We start from the raw sequence: 17,694 nt of genomic DNA, 5'->3' as shown, positions 1-17,694 counted from the left end.
TCTCGAGAAGATTGACCGACTCCGTCGCCGCCGCTCCAAAAGCCTGCCGAAGTCGGAAAGAGGCCGAGCGTCTGAACAACTGCCCATGGACGCGCTTCGTCCTCTCGCCGCCCGGGTACGCGCGGTTCTCCATGACGTGACACGTGCCGGAACCGCGGTCACTTGGGGAGACTTGAGCCGTCGACTGGACGGGGAACTGCCCCGACTTCATCCGGACGACCAGCGAGAGATCCTGCTGTTGGTCGACGGTGGTACACCTGCGAACGAGCCGTTGCTGTCCGCGCTGGTCGCCGGTGCCGATCTGTCACCGCAAGGCCTCTACCGGCACATCCGCAGATGAGAAAGCTCCTCATTTCCTGCCCGCCTCTGGCGAACGGTTCACTGTGTGGATGTGGGCTGATCGGCGCCACGTACGCGGGGGGTTGTCGTTTTCGGCCATTGGTCTCGGGAGTCGAACGCACCATCGACTCCTGCAGCTCGTCGACGTGACGTGGTTCTATCTACTTCGCGCCGTTTGGGTCACTGAACCGGAGAGGCTGATTCTCGTCCGCATGTGAACGGAATCGACGGGAACCGTGTCGATCTTTGCCTGTTTTCTCTGACAACTTGTGCAGGTCCGGTGGCCGTTGGGGCTGTCGGCGCTTGTCTTCTTGTGGGGGAAAGCCATGCGCACACGTGCCCTCGGCACGTCTCTTCGTCATGCCCGGAAGAGATCAGGATCGGCCGCAGCGGTGGCAGCGGTGACGGTGGCGGCCCTGGCGGCGGCCGTGCTGCCGGCCTCGACCGCGAGTGCCGCCGACGGGAAACCGGTGTCGAAGTGGGGCAAGAGCAGCCCCGACTTCACGATGCCGCCGGTCAAGGTCGGCCCGAACCGGCCGGTGAAGTCGGAGCCGACGGAGAGCCCGACCGGTGCCGCGTACGACTCGTGGCTGCGCGAGCAGCGCGCCCACGCCAAGGGTCCCGCTTCGAGCCGCAAGAAGCACGCCGGTGTCGCCTCGGAGGCGTCACTGGTGGTCTTCGTCCCGGAGGGGCAGGGCGCTGTTCCCTGGCACCGCTCCACCGGCTTCGCCATCACCGACTCCCTTAACGCGAAGATCGACTACTCCACCGGCAACCTGATGCTGACGGCGACGGACTTCGACATCGCCGGTGTCGGACAGAGCCTGCGACTGGCGCGGACGTACAACTCGCTGGACGCCCCGTGGGGCCGGGTCTCGCAGCGCTGGTGGCAGCAGTACGAGCGTTACCTGTCCTTCTTCAGCAACGAGGTGGTCTTCTACGACGCCTCCGGTGCCACTGTCCGCTTCACCAAGAACAGCGACGGCACCTTCACCACCCCGAAGGGCTACTCGGAGGACCTGAAGAAGAACTCCGACGGCACCTACACGCTGTCGAAGTGGAAGTCGGGGTCGAAGGAGACGTACGACGCGAACGGCTCCCTGATCAAGGTCACCGACCGCAACCACGGCAGCATCACCGTCGCCCAGCACGACGAGAGCGGCGAGAACAAGGGATTCAAGCTCACCGAGACGCGCTCGGGCCGCTGGATCGACCTCGTAGCGACCAGCGCCTCGCAGTGGCAGGCCAAGGACAACACCGGCCGCACCGCCGTCTACAACCTCGACTCGAGCGGCAACCTGGCCACCACCACGGACACCGAGGGCAAGACCGTCACCTTCGGCTACGACGACTCGGGCCGCGTCGAGAAGATCACCACCGCCGAGGGCCGCGTCACCGTCTTCACCTACGACGACGCCAACCGCGTCACCTCGATGCTGCGCGCCACCGGCTTCAACGCCTCCGGCAGCACGGGTCCGACCTGGACGTACACCTACAGCGCCACCTCCCCGACGGCCGCCGGCACGACCACGGCCAAGGACCCGGAACTGCACGCGACGAAGTACGACCACGACGGCGACGGCCAGGTCACCGACGTGACCGACGCGCTGGGCCACAAGCGGGCGACGAAGTTCGACGCCAACCACAACATCGACACCGCCACGGACGCGATGGGCTCGGGCACCACCCCGGGCAAGGTCACCGACTACGGCTTCAACTCCCGCAACAATCTCGAGACCGTCGCCATGCCGACCGGCGGCAAGACGGTGAACTCCTGGCAGACCATCGCCGGTGGTGACGTCCCGAAGGACTCCACCAACGCCGACGGCGAGAAGACGAGCTTCACCTACGACACGGTCGGCAACACGACCTCGGTGGCCCAGACCGGCACCGGCGGCGGCAGCGTCTCCTACGACTACAACCCCGCCACGCCCAACTGCGGCGGCTTCGAGGGCCAGCGCTGCGCGCAGAAGACGAAGATGACGTCGACGAAGACGGTCACCACCGACTTCCACTACGACGCCAAGGGCAACCTCGACTGGGCCAAGCCCCCGGCTCCGCTGGACAAGACGACCTACACCTACGACGCCCTCGGCCGCACCGAGACGATGACCGACGCGCGCGGCATCAAGAGCGTGTACGTCTACGACAACCGCGACCGCATCAAGACCGTCTCCTCCACCAACGACACGGTCCGCTACTGGTACGACGGCGACGGCAACCTGACCCAGCGCTCGGACGGCACGGGGACGGTGAAGTACGACTTCGACCCGCTGCAGCGCGAGACGGTCCGCCACCTCCAGGACGGCTCCCAGACCCTGCTCGCCTACACGGCGGCCGGCAACGTGGACTACTACCAGGACCCGGCAGGGACGATCGACTACACCTGGAACGAGGTCAACAAGCTCACCGAGCTGAAGGACCCGCAGGGCGCGGTGACCAAGTACGCGTACAACAACAACGACGTCCGCACCTCCACCACCTACCCCGGCGGCACGGTGCAGAAGGTCGACGTCGACGACTCCAGCCGCCCGAAGTCCATCAAGGTGACCTCCGACCAGGGCACCCTGGTCGACCTCGGCTACACCTACGGCTACGGCACCAACGCCGCCACCGACGGCAGCAAGATCCGCACCAGCACGGACAACGTCACCGGCCTGAAGCGCACCTACTCCTACGACGGCGCGGGCCGCTTCTCCTACGCCGAGGAGGAGAAGAACGGCACGATCGCCGACTCCTGGCAGTACTGCTACGACCTGGCCGGCAACCTCACCTCCCAGGGCACCGACCAGGGCTGCCCGCGCGGCACCACCTACACCTACAACGACGCCCAGGAGCTCACCGCCAAGTCCAGCACCAGCGGAAGCTGGTCCTACGACGCCATCGGCAACGAGACCGCCGGCGCCTCCACCGACGACTACACCCGCACCGGGGAGACCTGGACCGACTACTCCCAGATGTCCTCGATCACGGTGAACGGCAAGGCGTACGCCGGGCAGTACGGCTCCACCGACCAGAGCGAGCGCATCCGCCTGGGTGACACCTACTTCCACAACGGTCCGCTGGGCCTGTCCGCCAAGTCGACCGCCGGTGTGGACATGGGCTTCAACCGCGAACCCGGGGGCACGCTGAACTCCATGACCACCGGGGGCAAGAGCTACTACTACCTCACCGACGCCATCGGATCGGTGATCGGTCTGGTGGACGTGGACGGCAACAAGGTCGACACCTACACCTACAGCCCCCGCGGAGTGCGCATCCTGGCCCAGTCCTCCGAACCGGTCGCCCAGCCCTACCGCTTCGCCGGCAACTACCAGGACCCCACAGGCCTCTACCACCTCCAGGCCCGCTACTACGACGCCAACGTCGGCCGCTTCACCCAGCCCGACCCCTCGGGCCAGGAACAGAACCCCTACCTCTACGCCGAGGGCGACCCCGTCAACCGCATCGACCCCTCTGGGCTCCTCGACTGGGGCAAGTACGGGATGGAGTGCGTCAAGGGCGGTGCTCAATCGACGCTCATCGGTCTGGCCACCGGCGTGACGGAGACAGGTGTGGGAGCTCTGGCCGCATTCGGCGAGGGGTGCGCGCAGAACGTGGCGGTGGAGGCAGTCGGTGACTACGTCGACCAGAACGCGGGAGAGGCGTTGAACTGGCTGGGCGACGCGAAGGACTTGAAGGATCTCACCAAGGCCGGCCTGAAGGCCTTGTGACAGCCGAAGTCCGGGACGGCTCGTCGAGCCGTCCCGGACGTGACCGTAGGAGACTGGATGAACAGCGTGAACTCTGTGGAAATGGCTCGCGGCGCGCTGGCGGGGGCCCTTCCGACATGGCTTCTCGTGGTGATCGTCGTGCTGCTTCTGGCGGTGGTCGTCGTGCGCCTGCGCAGTAAATGACAATGGCGCGCCAACGCCTGGGACGTGAAGAGAGCCGCTGTGACGACCAGAATAGGTCGACGTTGCGAGTGGCTGCTTCCGAGGCCGTGGTGCGCCACGGCCCGACCCCTCAGGCCAGGAGAGGCGAACCCCTGCCTTCACACCTCTCAGGTGATGGACACCGTCGACAAGGGGGGTGCCTATGTCTCCGACGAAGGAGCTCTCGTGCGGCGTTCCGCTGAAACGTCACTGGCCTACAAGGGCCTTGACGGTGTTCCTCTCTGGCTCCTGTTCGGGATCGCCATTGTGGCTCTCATCGTCTTCGGAGTCGTGCAGGCTCGCAGGAGGAAGTAGAAGGTGAGGGATGAGCAGTGGGCGGAGCCTTCCCAGGTCTCCGCCCACTGCTCATCGATCGGTGTACGCCAGTCCTGTGGCCCTGTCTGTATGGCGAACGGTGACTCCAGCGGCAGCGGCGGGCTCACCCCTGGTGGCCAGGAATCTTGCCCATGATCGTGGAATTTCTCGCAGCCACAGGTCTTGTCGCGGTCGAATGGCAAGAAGCAGGAGGCATCGGCGTGCACAGACTTCTCCTACTGGCCGACAACCGGCCTGACGGGCCTTCCTGGTCCCCCTATCTGGCCGTCGGCCTGTGGGTCCTTTTCGGGCTCGTCGCGCTCGGCCTCTACACCCGGGACCGGCGACGGCGACGCGGCAGGTAGCGCCGGGCGGCGCGCCGATCCCGCTGGGCATGACGCTCGACGGGCGCTGGCCGCCGTGCCCGGCTGGGGCGAGTCCCGCGCGCTCCGCCACCGGTTCCCTCCCGACGAGAATCCTTCATAGCCTTCGATGCGCCCCGGCGCGCGCCTCGACTTTCCACCTCGCCGACCGGCTGAGGCTTGCGACACCTTCACGGCCGCCCACACCAATCTGCCGGGCTCGTGGCGGCGGTCGGTGACGCCCAGTTGTCGACCGGAGCGGTAACGAGGAGCAGCTAGTGATCGGACTCCGCATCGGGGTGGCAGGGTGTTCGGACACCCTCGATCGGCCCGCGCATTCCTACTCCGGCGGCGTAGGCGTCTCGGCGTTGCGGTACATCGCCTGTACGTCCAGTTCGAGTTGTACGGTCGGGCCGACGACCGCGATGCCGCGGGCCAGCATGGAGCGCCAGTTGAGGGTGAAGTCCTCGCGGTGCAGCTCCGCCTTCGCCAGGGCCGCGCAGCGCAGCTCCTGTTCGTAGCCGCCGTTCACCGTGCCGAGGTACGTCGTGTCCAGGCCCACCGAACGGCTGGTGCCGTGCATGGTGAGCGTGCCGTTCAGGGTCCAGCGGGAGCCGCCGCGGTAGACGAAGCGGTTGCTGGTGAAGTCGATGTACGGGTAGCGCTCGACGTCCAGGAAGTCGGCCGAACGCAGGTGGTTGTCGCGGGTCTTGTTGCCCGTGGCGATGCTGGATGCGTCGATGCGCACCGAGACCTGGGAGTCGGTCACGTCCGGGGTGACGCGGATGCCGCCGGTGAAGCGGGTGAAGCGGCCGTGGACGTGGGCCATTCCGACGTGCTTGGCGATGAACCGGATCGCGGTGTGCGGCGGATCGAACAACCAGGTGCCGGCCGGGGGGAGTTCCAGCTGACGGGCCGGAAGGAGCGCGACGCGGGCCGGGGGGAGCACGGCGCCGGCGGCTATGTCGACGTTGCTGCGGGCCGGAGTGAGGCCTTCCGCCGAGGTCATCACGCTGTAGGCGCCGGGTGGCAGTGCCGCCATGAACAAGCCGTACGGGTCCGTGGTGCCGCGCGCAACGACGCGGTGGCTGTCCAGCGCGGTCACCGTGACTTCGGCGCCGGGCATCGGCTGCCCCATGGGATCGACGACCTCGCAGCCGTACGCGCCCGCGCCGGCCGGCAGTGGCACCGCCAGGCCCGGCGCGGTGCCGGAAGCGTCGTGGGAACGCCGACGCCGGAGCAGTCCGAGGGCCATGCTGTTCACCTTTCCTCGTACGTGTCGCCACCGCGGGACCCCGTAACTGCGTCGTGTTCCGCGGTTGCCCATGCACGCCTGAAGCTGGTTGCAGGCGCGATGATGTCAACTGTTCAACGATCATAGGAGGACGGTTGGGGCGGGTTGTCGCCGTCGGTGAGCCGGACCGAGGGTGTGTGCCGTGCTGAATCGCCGTGGAACGCCGTGATCACGGGCTGCGCGGGCGTGGCCGACTGCCGTTACTTTGCATCAGTGCTGTGGCGAAGGACACCTCGAACGACGCCCTTGTTCACGGGTGCCTCGCGGATCCGTCACGAGGGCCACACGCGCCGCGGCCGTCCGCCCCGACGGCGCGCCGGGCCGCCGGGCGAACCGGCGGGCCAGCGTAGGAGCCGCTGCGCTTGGTGCAGTTCGGGCCCTGCACGTGCTTGGTCTCCACCAGGCAGCCGTCGACAGGGCGTATGCCCGGCGGGCCGCGTACGCGAGGGCAGGCGGGAAGCGACCCCCAGGCACCGGGGCACGGCATGGGCACGCCCCGGTACGGAATCGATAACGTCCACCCGCCTCTCCGCAACCGTTGCGCGCCCCGTGTTGTCTGAAGGCAGGCGCCGCCCGGGACGCCCCTGCCATGTGCCGCGTCGACATTCCGGATGTGCAAAAGGCTGACGGAAGCGTGGAGGAATCCTGCTCCTCCCGCTTGCTCGGACGCGGGGAAGGGAACGGACCGGTTTTCTCACCCGGGTCGGAGGCTGGTTGACTTCTCGCACGCGGACCGCTGAGAGGGGAGCCTCCGGCCTGCCGGTTCGTGCACTGGAACACCGCTGGGCTCACCGAGGGACGTGGACGTGGAGCAGTTCGCTGCGGGCAGGGTTCTGCGCGGCAGGTACCGGTTGGACGGGGTCCTGGGCAGAGGTGCGATGGGGCACGTCTGGCAGGGGACGGACGTGTATCTGGAGCGTCCTGTCGCGGTGAAGACCGTCGCGGCGGATCTCCTGGCCCTGCCGGACTGGCGCCCCACCGCCCTGGCACGCTTCGAGAGGGAAGCCAAAGCCGCCGCTCGGCTGGATCACGCCAACATCACCACCGTGTACGACGCGGCCGTCACCGAAGACGTCTGCTGCCTGGTGATGCAACTCGTCGACGGGACGACGCTCGACAACGTCGTCGACGGCTCCGACGACGGGCGCCTGACCGTGCCGGCCGCGGTCTCCGTGGCCGCGCAACTGTGTTCCGGTCTCTCCGCCGCGCACGCCGCCGGCCTGGTGCACCGCGACCTCAAGCCCCAGAACGTCATGGTGTCCACCAGCGGTCTGGTGAAGATTCTCGACTTCGGACTCGTGAAGGTCCTGTCCGACACCGACCCGCGGCTCACCATGACGGGCGAGACACTCGGCAACGTGTCCTACGCCTCGCCGGAGCTGCTGGCCGGCGACAGCCCCCTGAACGACAGCAGCGATCTGTACGCGGTGGGGTGTCTGCTGCACTACATGCTCACCGGCCGGCCGCCCTTCTACGGCAGGGTCCCCGCCGAGCTGGTGACCCAGCACCTCACCGCGCCTCCTCCCCGCCTGGCCGACCGCGGTGTCGAGGCCCCGGCCGCGCTGCAGGACCTGCTGCACGCACTGCTGGCCAAGCGGTGCGAGGATCGTCCCGGTGGTGCGGCGGAGGTCTACACGGCCCTCGCCGCGCACCTGCCGGTACCCGATCCCGCGCTGGCGACCAGGAGGATGCCGCCGGAGGATCCCCGGCGGCCGTTCCTGGTGCCCCAAGGGCCGATCATGCCGCGTTAGCCGAAACGAGTCCCGGCACGATCACCGCGCCGGTCACGCCGCGACCGGCGGCCGGACCCTGATCAGCTCCGCGAGGAATGGGCTGGGCTCTCCGTGCCAGAAGATGTCCAGGCTGTCCCGGGCGCGCGTGGCCGCCACGAAGAGCAGGGACCGAGCGCGCTGCATCTCCGTCCGGTACCGCGCCGGGTCCGTGGTGCGCCGCTGCTGGACGCTCGCACGCGGCACCAGCCCGTCGGCCACACCCGCGATGATCATGCGCTGGTACTCGAGCCCCTTGAAGCGGAACATCGTGCCGATGTGGACGCCGCTGTCGCCACGGGGCCCGTCCGGGCCGATCTCCAAGGCGCGGATACCGTGCTGGGCCAGTGTGTACGCGGCTTCGCTCGCCATCTGGTTGGTCGGTACGGCGATGGCGATCTGCTCGTGCGGCACCTGGCCCCAGGACTCGATCAGCGCGGTGATCGCCTCGCGCTCGTCCTGCCAGTCGCTCAGCCGGTGCAGGTCCGGGAGGGCGCCGCTGAGGACCGAACGGTACCCGGCCAGTTTCTCCGTGCTGCCGTCGAGGTCGTCGTACGTCTCGTCGCCGAGCACGTTCAGTGCGGAGCGCAGGATCTGCCGGGTGGTGCGGTAGCTCAGCGACAGCTTCGACGACCGGCCGCGGATGTTGATGCCGAGGCTGCCGAGGGTCACCTGGTTCTTGTAGATGCGCTGGTGGGTGTCGCCGACCAGGAAGAGGTCGTTGCGGTCCGGAGCGGTCATCGCGCGCAGCATCTTCCAGTGCGCAGGCCTCAGGTCCTGGGCCTCGTCGACCACGATGTGCCGGTACCGGTAGCGCAGCCAGCCTCCCGAGCCGTCGGCGACGTGGATGTTGTCGAGGCCGCCCGCCTCCTCACGCCGCCGGTCGATGGCCTGGATGCGCCGGGCGCGTTCCACCTCGAGTTGCGCCGCGCGCTCCGCGACCTGGTCCCACGTCTGCACTCCGAGCCGGTCCAGGCGCTGGGTGAACCGCTCGGTGAGCTGCCAGATCTCCGCGCGCTCGGCACGGCTCACGGTGCGTCCGCGTCCGGCACGGCGGGCACGGAAGTAGTCCGTGCGGGAGGTGACGGCCTGGCCGAGGATCACCTGCGTCCACTCGTCGTTCAGGAACTCCGCGTCCCAGCCGTCCTGACCGAGCTCGTCCAGGAGCGAGCGCCATTCGCGGACCGCCTGCGCCTCGTCGACGATCCGCTTGCGGTTGCCGGGCTCCGCCTCCCGCACGGTCCGCAGCGCGAGCTGGTCGACATGGCTGATCTCGACGCGCGAGAGCAGCGCCTCACCGCCCAGGGCGAGCAGCCGAGACCGCAGGTCCGCCGCGAGGTTCTTGTTGTACGTGGTCAGCAGCACTGGCTTGTTCCGGCCGGCCGGTAGCCGCTCCACCAGGTGCTTGACCCGGTGCAGCGCCACGATGGTCTTCCCGGTGCCGGGCCCGCCGCCCACGCGGGCCGGACCGCTGTAGTCCCGCGTGACCAGCCTGGCCTGGGTGGGGTGCAGGAACACCTTCCAGCGCCCGAAGTCCTCGCCCTCCAGCGCCTCGCGCAACGCGTCGTCGGTCGTGGTGACGATGGTGGCGGGACGTTCCACGGCAGTCTGGAAGTCCTCGACGTCCACCGGCTCCGGGGCCGCGACGGGAGCGGTGACCTGCTCCAGGACGTCGTCGTACTCCTTGCCGTCGTACAGCGCCAGCAGCACCTCGCCGGTCAGCTGCGGCGCGTACTCGACGAGCCCGAGAAGCTGGTCCTCCGTGGTCAGCGCGGCGACCACCGGGATCAGGGACGGGGCCACACCCAGGTCGGTGAGCTGCTGCTCCGACCACTTCGCGAAGAGCGGTTCGGGCGCGGCCGGCCCGGTGGGAGGCGCGGGTTCGGCGGGTACGGCGGGCTCGGTGGGTGCGGCGGTCCGCGGGGCCGCGGGACTGAGCACCTCCTGCTGCACGACCTGGAGGTCCACGTACTCGATGCCGCCGGTGATGCGGTTGACCGAGTAGGTGAGCCGGTCCAGGTGCGCGTACACGTCCTTGCGGTGCTTGACCGAGACGATCAGCCAGTCGTCGTCGGCCAGGCGCAGCAGCAGCGCCCGGTACTCGTCGTTGACGCGTGCCGAGTACAGCTTGTCGTGGCCCTGCAACTGCTTGAGCCGCAGGCCCGCGGAGTCGGGGTTGGTCTTGAACTTGTGCTGGAAGTCGTAGATCGCTCCCTTGACCGGGCGGGGAAGCTTCAGGATCTCCCGGTCCGCCTTGTCGAGCAGGCGCAGCGTCGCGTTCTTGCCGGTCACGGCTGTTCGTTCTCCCCGGTGTCCGTGGTGGTGCCGTCTGGCTGGTTACGACCTTCGCGGTCGCCGGATGGTTGTGCGCCGTCGAGGCGGCGCAGGATGTCGTCGACGGTCCAGTCGGCGGCGGGCCGCACCTGCCAGCCGGCCGCGGCGAACGCACGGTCGCGGTCGACGGCCTCCGGATCCTCGTCCTCGCCCTCCGGTGGGCGCGGGGCGAGGACGACGCCGACGCGTGCGCCGGGCCAGGCCAGCTCGGCCAGCCAGCCGTTCTCGTCGAGTTCGTAGCCGTCCTCGGGAACCGGGGCGCCCTGGGCGGCGAGGGCCTCGGCTAGCGCGAGCAGGCCGGGCTCGTCCGGGTCGAGGTACTCGATGACCCGGTCCCACGCCGTGTCCCGGGCGGGCGCAGCGACGCCCGCCGGAGCGGCCTCGGCCGCGGCGGGGGCCTTGGGCGACGGGACGGTGGTCGCGGCCGGCGCGGTCGCGTCGCCGGCGGTCGCCGTGGTGGCCAGGCTTACGCGCACGCTCTCCAGGACGCCGCTGCCGCCCGTGACCGCCAGCGTCTCGACGGGGAACCCCTCCAGGCGGCCGGTCGTGAGCTGGACGGCGTCACCGCCGCCGGCGTCCAGGAACTGCAGCAGATTGGACCAGTACAGCCAGGCTCGCCAGCGCCGCTTGTGCGCGTCCTCCTCGGCGTGCACGCCGGGCGCGTCGTCGAGGAGGACGATGCCGGTCCACGCGGGGGGCTTCGCCCGGCCGTCCGCGGCGAACACCAGCGGCAGCCCCGAGCGGTCGGTGGCCCTGAAGAGCTGCACCGGGCCGCGCGGCCCCGCGGGCGTTCCGCCGCGCAGCGCCGTCGTGATCTGCTCGGCGAGCACGTCCGCCGGCAGCGCGACGGGGTCGGCACCGGCGCCCCTGAAGCCCGCGAGGGCGGCCTCCGCCCGCCACTGCCAGCGCCTGGCGTCCGGCCGGCGCAGGTACTCCACGAGCTGCACGGCCGGATTGACCCACACCGTCTCCGCGAGCTCGCCGGGAAGCCCGCCCCACACCTTGGCGTAGTACGCGCGGGCCACGGCGCGGGCCTGGTCGCCGTACGGCTCCCACACCGGGTCGGCCGGGCCGACGCCCGCCTGGCCGGTGTCCCGCACGCGGCGCTGCCACTCCTTCACGTCGCCGTAGGTGAGCTGGAAGACCCTGAGCCCTTCCGCCCGCAGCCGCGTGCGCTTGTCGGCGTCGTCGCCGACCCGGTTGTGCTCCCGGCCGGCGTGGAACTCGTAGCCGTCCAGGTAGACCGCCACGCGCGGACCCGGCGCGTCGACCCGTTCGAAGAGGACGTCGGGCCGGGTGCCGTCCAGGACGCGCTGCTGCGACACCCGCCAGCTCAGCGTGGAGCCGTCGGTCGCGGTGAGGCGCAGGTCCAGCGCGTGCGTGCCGGCCGGGGTGATGTAGGCGTCGCCGCTGGCACGGCTCTCGGGCAGCCCGGCCCACTCCCGCAGCGTGTCTATGAACAGTACTTCGAGATCGCTCTCGGCCTGCCGGTGCATCGGGATGTGCTGCGTGGTGGCGACGGGCGAGGTCCGCCAGCGCTCACCGTCCGCACCCAGCAGCTCGTCCAGCATCTGCCGGACCTCGTTGCGGCTGACCTTGTCGTAGTCGGCCGGCGGCACCCGGCGCAGCAGGCAGCGGTGGCAGCCGTCGAGCCCCTTCTCCAGGCAGCCGCAGTTCTCGATCACCTCCCGGGCCTTCAGCAGGACCTCGCGGAAGCCGTCGGAGGTCGCCAGGCGGTGCAGGTATCCGGTGCCGCCGGGCAGCCGGTCGTACACCACGAGGAACCGGCGCGGCCAGTCGCGGTCCTCGCCGTCGGGCATGGACGCGGCGGTGATGTCGATGTGGTCGGGATCGCCGCCGTAGCGGGCCGCTATGCCCGCGAAAAGCGCGGCGGTGAACGAGGCCAGCCGCTCCTTGGCCCGCGCCACGGACGCGGGCAACAGGATGCGGACGGCCTCCGTCGTCAGCTCGTGCGCCAGCAGAAGCGGCACGTCCAGCCCGGCACCCTGCTCCTCCCCGCCGCCGCGCAGCCGCCGGCGCGGACACCACAGCTGGTGGTGGGCGCTGGCGCGGGTGGAGCGGGCGAGGGACGCGGTGAGCGCGTGCTGCGACTGGTCGACGACCGGCCGCCCGTCGGCAGTCGCACCACCGCAACTGGTGCACACGTAGAACGGGTTCAGGCGCACGTCGTCCCCGGCCAGCGGGACGGTGCTGCTGCCGTCCTGCCGGTCGACGCCGAGGTTCAGCGTGCGGACGACGGCCTTGCGAGTGAAGTCCGCGCCGAAGACCGCGGTCTCGTGCCGCCACGATCCGGCCGTCAGGTGCGCCGGGTCGATGTCGACGGTGGTGAGTACCGCGTACCGCTTCCGCTCCCGCTCGTCGCGGTCGTCCCGGACCCGGGCGTCGTCCCGCTTGTCCCGGGACATCACCCGCCGGGGCCGGAGCACGTGGTGGACACAGCCTGCGTCGGCTATCTCCCGCGAACCGCACCGCGGGCACGGCGAGGTGTCGTTCTTGGGATCGCCGTGGGTGCGCGCGTACCCGCACGCCGGGCACAGGCGCCACACCGCCCAGGCGCGCCGCTCCGGGCTGCCGATGTCGAGGGCGCGCACGACGTGCCGGTACCCGTTGACGTAGAAGCTGTTGCCGGGCGCGAGTTCGGTCAGGGACAGCTTGCGGGACCGCTCGTAGTCGCGCACCTCGCTGCGGTACACCCAGTCCCGGCGCTCGTCGTCGCCGTCCGGGGTCTCCGCGTCCTCGTCCCCGGGCGCCTCCTTCCAGTAGAGCGTGGCCTCCAGCGAGGTCGTCGTGTCGGTGAGGCTGTAGTTGGGCAGCAGGCCCAGTTCGACGAGGGCGCCGTGCGCGCTCGCCTGGCTCAGCTCGCGCAGCAGCTCACCGGTGGCGCGCCGCTCCGCGAGCAGTTCGCGCCGCTCGGCGCCCTGTTCGCGGTCCTCGGCGAGTAGACCGTCCATCGCGGCGTCGATGGCGGCGATACGGCGGCGCAGCTCCTCGCGGCGCGCCGTCCACTCCTCCTCGGCCTCCTGCAGGGCGCGTGCGATGCCGCCGGTGGCGTAGCCGCGCAACTCGTCCGCGGCGTGCGCGGACACCCCCCGGTCGTCGTCGGGGCCGCCGGGCGCCTGCGGGAACAGCGCCAGGAACTCCTCCACCAGCCGGGCCCCGTGGGTGAGTGCCGCGTCGGACAGGTCCTGGCACCAGCCGGTGGTGCCGAACAGCGCCGACGACAGGCGCGGCACCGGCATGAGCGGCTCGCCGTCCGAGGTGGTGAGTTCGCCGCGCGCCGCCCGGTCCAGCAGATGCGCCGTGTACTGGCGGCGCAGGATCTCGACGGCCGACAGGTAGCAGCCCGGCGGCACGATGTCGCCGGCGATCATCTCGGTCGGGTCGTCCAGGTAGTACCGGTCGCGGGCCCGGCGTCCCCCGAACGCGACCACCAGGGCGTTGCCGGTCCTGCGCCCGGCGCGCCCGGCACGCTGCACGTAGTTCGCCGGACCGCCCGGCAGCGAGCCGAGCAGGACGGCCGACAGGTCGCCGATGTCGATGCCCAGTTCCAGGGTGGGCGTGCACGACAGCACGTTGGGGTCGGTGTAGTGGGTGCCCTGCCGGAACGTCCGCTCCACGCGCTCCCGTTCCGGCCGGGTCAGCATGCCGGTGTGCTCGGCCGTCACGACCCGGTAGGTGCCGCCGGTCAGGTAAAGGCGGCGGTAGTAGTCGGCCCGGTAGTCGCGCTCCAGGCTGCCGCCGAAGCCGCCGCTCCCCGCCCCGCTCGACGACAGGGTGTGCTGCGGCGGGGTGAGGATGCCGGTGCAGCGCCAGCGCGGGCAGGGGTGCCCGTACCAGCGGGTGCGCCGCTCGGGCGGCACCACCTGCTGCCAGCCGCACTCCTCGCACGACACGAACGCCTTGTTCACCAGCTCGTCCGCCAGCAGCCGCACCTGGATGTGGCCCGGCTGCAGCCCGTAGACGCGGGTCGTGCGGTCCTTGGCGGTGCGCACCGACAGCACGCCCTCGTCGGCGAGGACGGGGAGCAGCCGGCGCAGGTACTCGGTCGCCTGCGCGGTGTCCAAGCCGAGGCAGCGCCGCGTCCAGTCCTGGTACCAGGTGCCCCGGCCGGTGACGGTGTCGAACTTGGTCTTCTCCCTGGGCCCGTCGAGGAGGAACCTCGGCGGCGCCACGTACCCCTCGGGGAAGGCCGGCATCCCCTCCGGCCGCTGCCCGGAGATCAGGTACTGGTTGACGCCCGCTTCCCTGATCCAGGTGTCCAGCCACCGGTGCCGCACGCCGCCGCGCAGCCGCAGCCGCTCCAGCAGCCCGCGCACGTACGCCATGTACCGCTCGGGCGTGGGCAGGCCGCCGTCCAGGCCGAGCTGCCCCGGCAGGGTGAGGTGCAGGTCGCGGGCGAGCGCGACGATCCGGTCGGGGTCGGCGACCACCACCTCCGCGGCCGTGGTCCGGGTCAGCTCCAGGGTGCGGCCGAGCCGGGAGCGCAGCCCGAACTCCATGACGGTCGCGAACGCGAGCCGCTCCCCGATGAGCTTCCAGGTCCGCGCGTCCCCGGTGCCGCGCCCGGACAGCAGCCGGTCCACGCCCGGTTCGTCGTGCAGGTCCGGCGGGACGACCGCGGCGAGCGTCTGCGGGTCGTCCACGGAGTCCAGGACGTCGCCGATGAGGTCGTTGAGCGGCACCGGCATACCGGAGTCGTCCAGCTGGTGCGCGAGCAGCGAGCGCAGCGAGAACTTGTACGACGCGTTGGCCACGTATCCGGCGCGATGTGCCGCGTCCTGGGTGGAGTCGTTGAACAGCAGCGTCTTGCGCTCCTCCGGCGCCAGCGCGATCTCGTGGCCGCCGGTGAACAGCTGGGTGACGGTGGCGGAGGCCAGCGCGGCGAGCGCGGTGCCGAGGAACCGGATGCCGTTGTCGGTGTTGCACGCCGGGCAGGTGTCGTCCTTGGCGGCCTGGTCGGCGGTCTTCTTTTCGAGGATCGCCCGCGCGAACCAGGCGTCCTGCAAGCCCTCCCCGTCTCCGGCGACGGGCATGCGATAGGTGCTCTGCGCCCCGTCCAGCACCACCACGGAGAGCGGATCGGCGCCGCCGGCCTGCTTCGGCGCGTCGCCGGTGAGCGCCGCGAGGGCGTCCCGCGCCTCGGCGGCCGTCGCCGAGATGAAATACCGCAGCCGCCGCTTGTCCCGTCCGACGGACGCCGACCAGATCTTCGGCGGACTTGTCTCCAGCTTCTGCGGATCGGCCTCCGGGGACAGCGCCGCCCAGCCCGAACGCCCGCACACACGGCAGTAGATGGCGGGAAGATGGGCCTGCGCCGGCCGCTGCACGGTGTCCGAACCGGGCAGCGCCTCGGGCCGCCGCGAGTCCACCGCCGGCCATTCGTCACCCTCGGCCGACTCCTCGGACGCCGACGCCGCGGTGAGCGCGGAGCGCCGCGCGACGGCCCGCTCGTCCTCGTACCAGCGGAACTCCGGACGGCCGCTCACCCCGCTGAGCACCCGCCCCACCGGCCGGACCCACAGGTGCGCCTCGATGTGCAGCAGCGGACGCGGCCGGCGCTCGTCGGACTCCGGGTCCCGCGCCGACGACAGCAGCGCCACGAACCGCGACAGCGCCTCCAGCGCGAGCCGCGGGTTCTCCCGCGCGGTGCGCGCCCACGCGTACCCGAAGCGGGCCATGCGGTCGCGCAGCCCCCACTCGTCGAGCGGCTCGCCGTTGAGCAGCGCGAGCACACCGTGGGTGAAGTCGTGCTTCTTCAGCAGCCGCCCGATCTGGAAGGCGTCCATCCCGCGCCGCCCCAGCAGCCGCGCGGCGAGCCCGTCGAGGTCGAGCCGGTCCGGGTCGGACTCTACGCCCGGGCCGCCCGAGACCTCGATGACCTCCTTGGGGCCGGGCGGTTCGGGCAGCTCGTAGTCGATGTCCCCGACGAAGTCGTCAGCGCTCAGCCGCTCCTCGCCGATCACCGAGTCCGGCCCGAACGGTACCCCGAAGACCTGCTCGGCGACGGTGAGGATGCCCCCGGTGTCGCCCCCGCCCTCGCCGAGCGTCGCGGAGGTCGCCACCGGGCAGATCGACCCGAGCGGCCGCTCCGGCTTCGAGGCGCCCACGGCCGACGCGAGCCGGCGCAGCAGCATGGCCACGTCGGTGCCCTGCGCGCCGTCGTAGGTGTGGAACTCGTCCAGTACCACGTACGCCGGGTCCGCGCCCTCCCACAGCGGCCGGTCCTCGGCCCGCTGCAGCAGCAGGTCCAGCATCTTGTAGTTGGTGATCAGCACGTCGGGCGGCGACTGGCGCATCTCCTCGCGCCGCGTCATCACCCGCCGGAAGTCCGTGTCCGGCTTGTCGCCGATGTAGAGACCGGCCGTCACCTGCGCCAGCTCCGGCTGCGCCAGGTAGTCGCCGATACGGCCCGCCTGGTCGGTGGCGAGCGCGTTCATCGGGTAGAGCAGCACGGCCTTCACCCCGCGCCGGCCCAGTGCCTTCTGCCGCCGGCAGTGGTCGAGCACGGGGATCAGGAACGACTCGGTCTTGCCGGAGCCGGTGCCGGTGGTCACCAGGGTCGGCTCGGCCGCCCCCTGGTACGTGCTCAGCCGCTCCCACGCCTTCGCCTGGTGCCGCCACGGCCTGAACGACGGCTGCCACTCCAGCGCCGACCGCCAGCCGTCGTCGGCAGGGTGGAACGGCGTCCTGATCCGCAGGTACGGCCCCCGGAAGATCCCCGTCTCCGGATCCCCGAGGAACCGCTCCAGCGCGAGCCGCGTGTCCTCGTCGGCCAGTGCGTACGTCGTCGTGAGGTACTGCGTCAGACTGCCGCGGAGCTGCGCGGAGGCCAGGGTGGGCTTCACGAGGACCTTTCGGGCAAGGCGGTATCCGGGACCGCCGACAGGCACCCCTGTGACAGCCGGCGCCGGCACCGTGACGATCTCCGTCAAAAATAACGCCCACCTCGGACATCGGCGCCCACCTGGTCGAATCCCGGACCTCCACGACGGCGCGAGTGGCGCGAAAGCCGCAAAAGGTCGTGGTGGACTTCGCGCGCGAGGGACCTGTCCTCTTCGGCCGACGGAGGTGGGCGCCGAAGGGGCCGGCCGTGAACCCGCCCGTGGCGTACGGCGTTGGCGCACAGCTCGGAGGCGCTCAGGGTCAGCGGTTCGTTGACGCCGCTGTCGTAGGGGTGGCCGGTCGGGAGGGAAGCCGTTCGCCGGCACCGCTGTGCCCACCGTGCCGTTCGTACACGCGCTTCGAACGGCGGCGAGGGCAGCGCCCGGTGCGAGCGGACCCGCGGTGTGGAGCAGGTTGGGTGGGTCAGTGGCATAGTGCCGGCACACCTGAGGCTGCCCGCGTGG

Annotated in this window: 7 protein-coding genes; 4 read left to right on the top strand and 3 right to left on the bottom strand. The window is 70.6% G+C overall.

Features of this window, described 5'->3' with window-relative positions:
* The first annotated feature begins 845 nt into the window (after nucleotides 1–845).
* The 3 genes from ACWCPN_RS26400 to ACWCPN_RS26390 all read left to right on the top strand — a co-directional run bounded on the left by ACWCPN_RS26400 (nucleotide 846) and on the right by ACWCPN_RS26390 (nucleotide 4,933).
* Nucleotides 846–4,052, top strand: coding sequence for an RHS repeat-associated core domain-containing protein (locus ACWCPN_RS26400; RefSeq protein ID WP_451211040.1), 3,207 nt, complete (start codon nucleotides 846–848; stop codon nucleotides 4,050–4,052).
* Between the two features lie 57 nt (nucleotides 4,053–4,109).
* The gene (locus ACWCPN_RS26395; RefSeq protein ID WP_351668917.1) at nucleotides 4,110–4,235 is read left to right on the top strand and encodes a hypothetical protein; all 126 of its coding nucleotides are present in this window, start codon (nucleotides 4,110–4,112) and stop codon (nucleotides 4,233–4,235) included.
* A gap of 554 nt (nucleotides 4,236–4,789) precedes the next feature.
* Nucleotides 4,790–4,933, top strand: a complete 144-nt coding sequence (locus tag ACWCPN_RS26390; RefSeq protein ID WP_393434133.1) for a hypothetical protein — start codon at nucleotides 4,790–4,792, stop codon at nucleotides 4,931–4,933.
* Between the two features lie 337 nt (nucleotides 4,934–5,270).
* Here ACWCPN_RS26390 and ACWCPN_RS26385 read toward each other — a convergent pair whose 3' ends face one another.
* Nucleotides 5,271–6,185, bottom strand: a complete 915-nt coding sequence (locus ACWCPN_RS26385) for a YceI family protein (protein ID WP_451210777.1) — start codon at nucleotides 6,183–6,185, stop codon at nucleotides 5,271–5,273.
* 845 nt (nucleotides 6,186–7,030) lie between these two features.
* Here ACWCPN_RS26385 and ACWCPN_RS26380 point away from each other — a divergent pair.
* Nucleotides 7,031–7,975, top strand: a complete 945-nt coding sequence (locus ACWCPN_RS26380; RefSeq protein WP_389301044.1) for a serine/threonine-protein kinase — start codon at nucleotides 7,031–7,033, stop codon at nucleotides 7,973–7,975.
* Nucleotides 7,976–8,008: 33 nt separating this feature from the next.
* Here ACWCPN_RS26380 and ACWCPN_RS26375 read toward each other — a convergent pair whose 3' ends face one another.
* Nucleotides 8,009–10,285, bottom strand: coding sequence for a UvrD-helicase domain-containing protein (locus ACWCPN_RS26375; RefSeq protein ID WP_451210774.1), 2,277 nt, complete (start codon nucleotides 10,283–10,285; stop codon nucleotides 8,009–8,011).
* Entirely contained in the window at nucleotides 10,282–17,193 is a 6,912-nt protein-coding gene (locus ACWCPN_RS26370) for a DEAD/DEAH box helicase (RefSeq protein WP_451210772.1), read from the bottom strand. The genes ACWCPN_RS26375 and ACWCPN_RS26370 overlap by 4 nt, the downstream gene beginning before the upstream one ends.
* Between the last annotated feature and the right edge of the window lie 501 nt (nucleotides 17,194–17,694).

The sequence above is a fragment of the Streptomyces sp. NPDC002386 genome, assembly GCF_053593175.1.
This window is presented reverse-complemented; position numbering and strand designations above follow the sequence as displayed.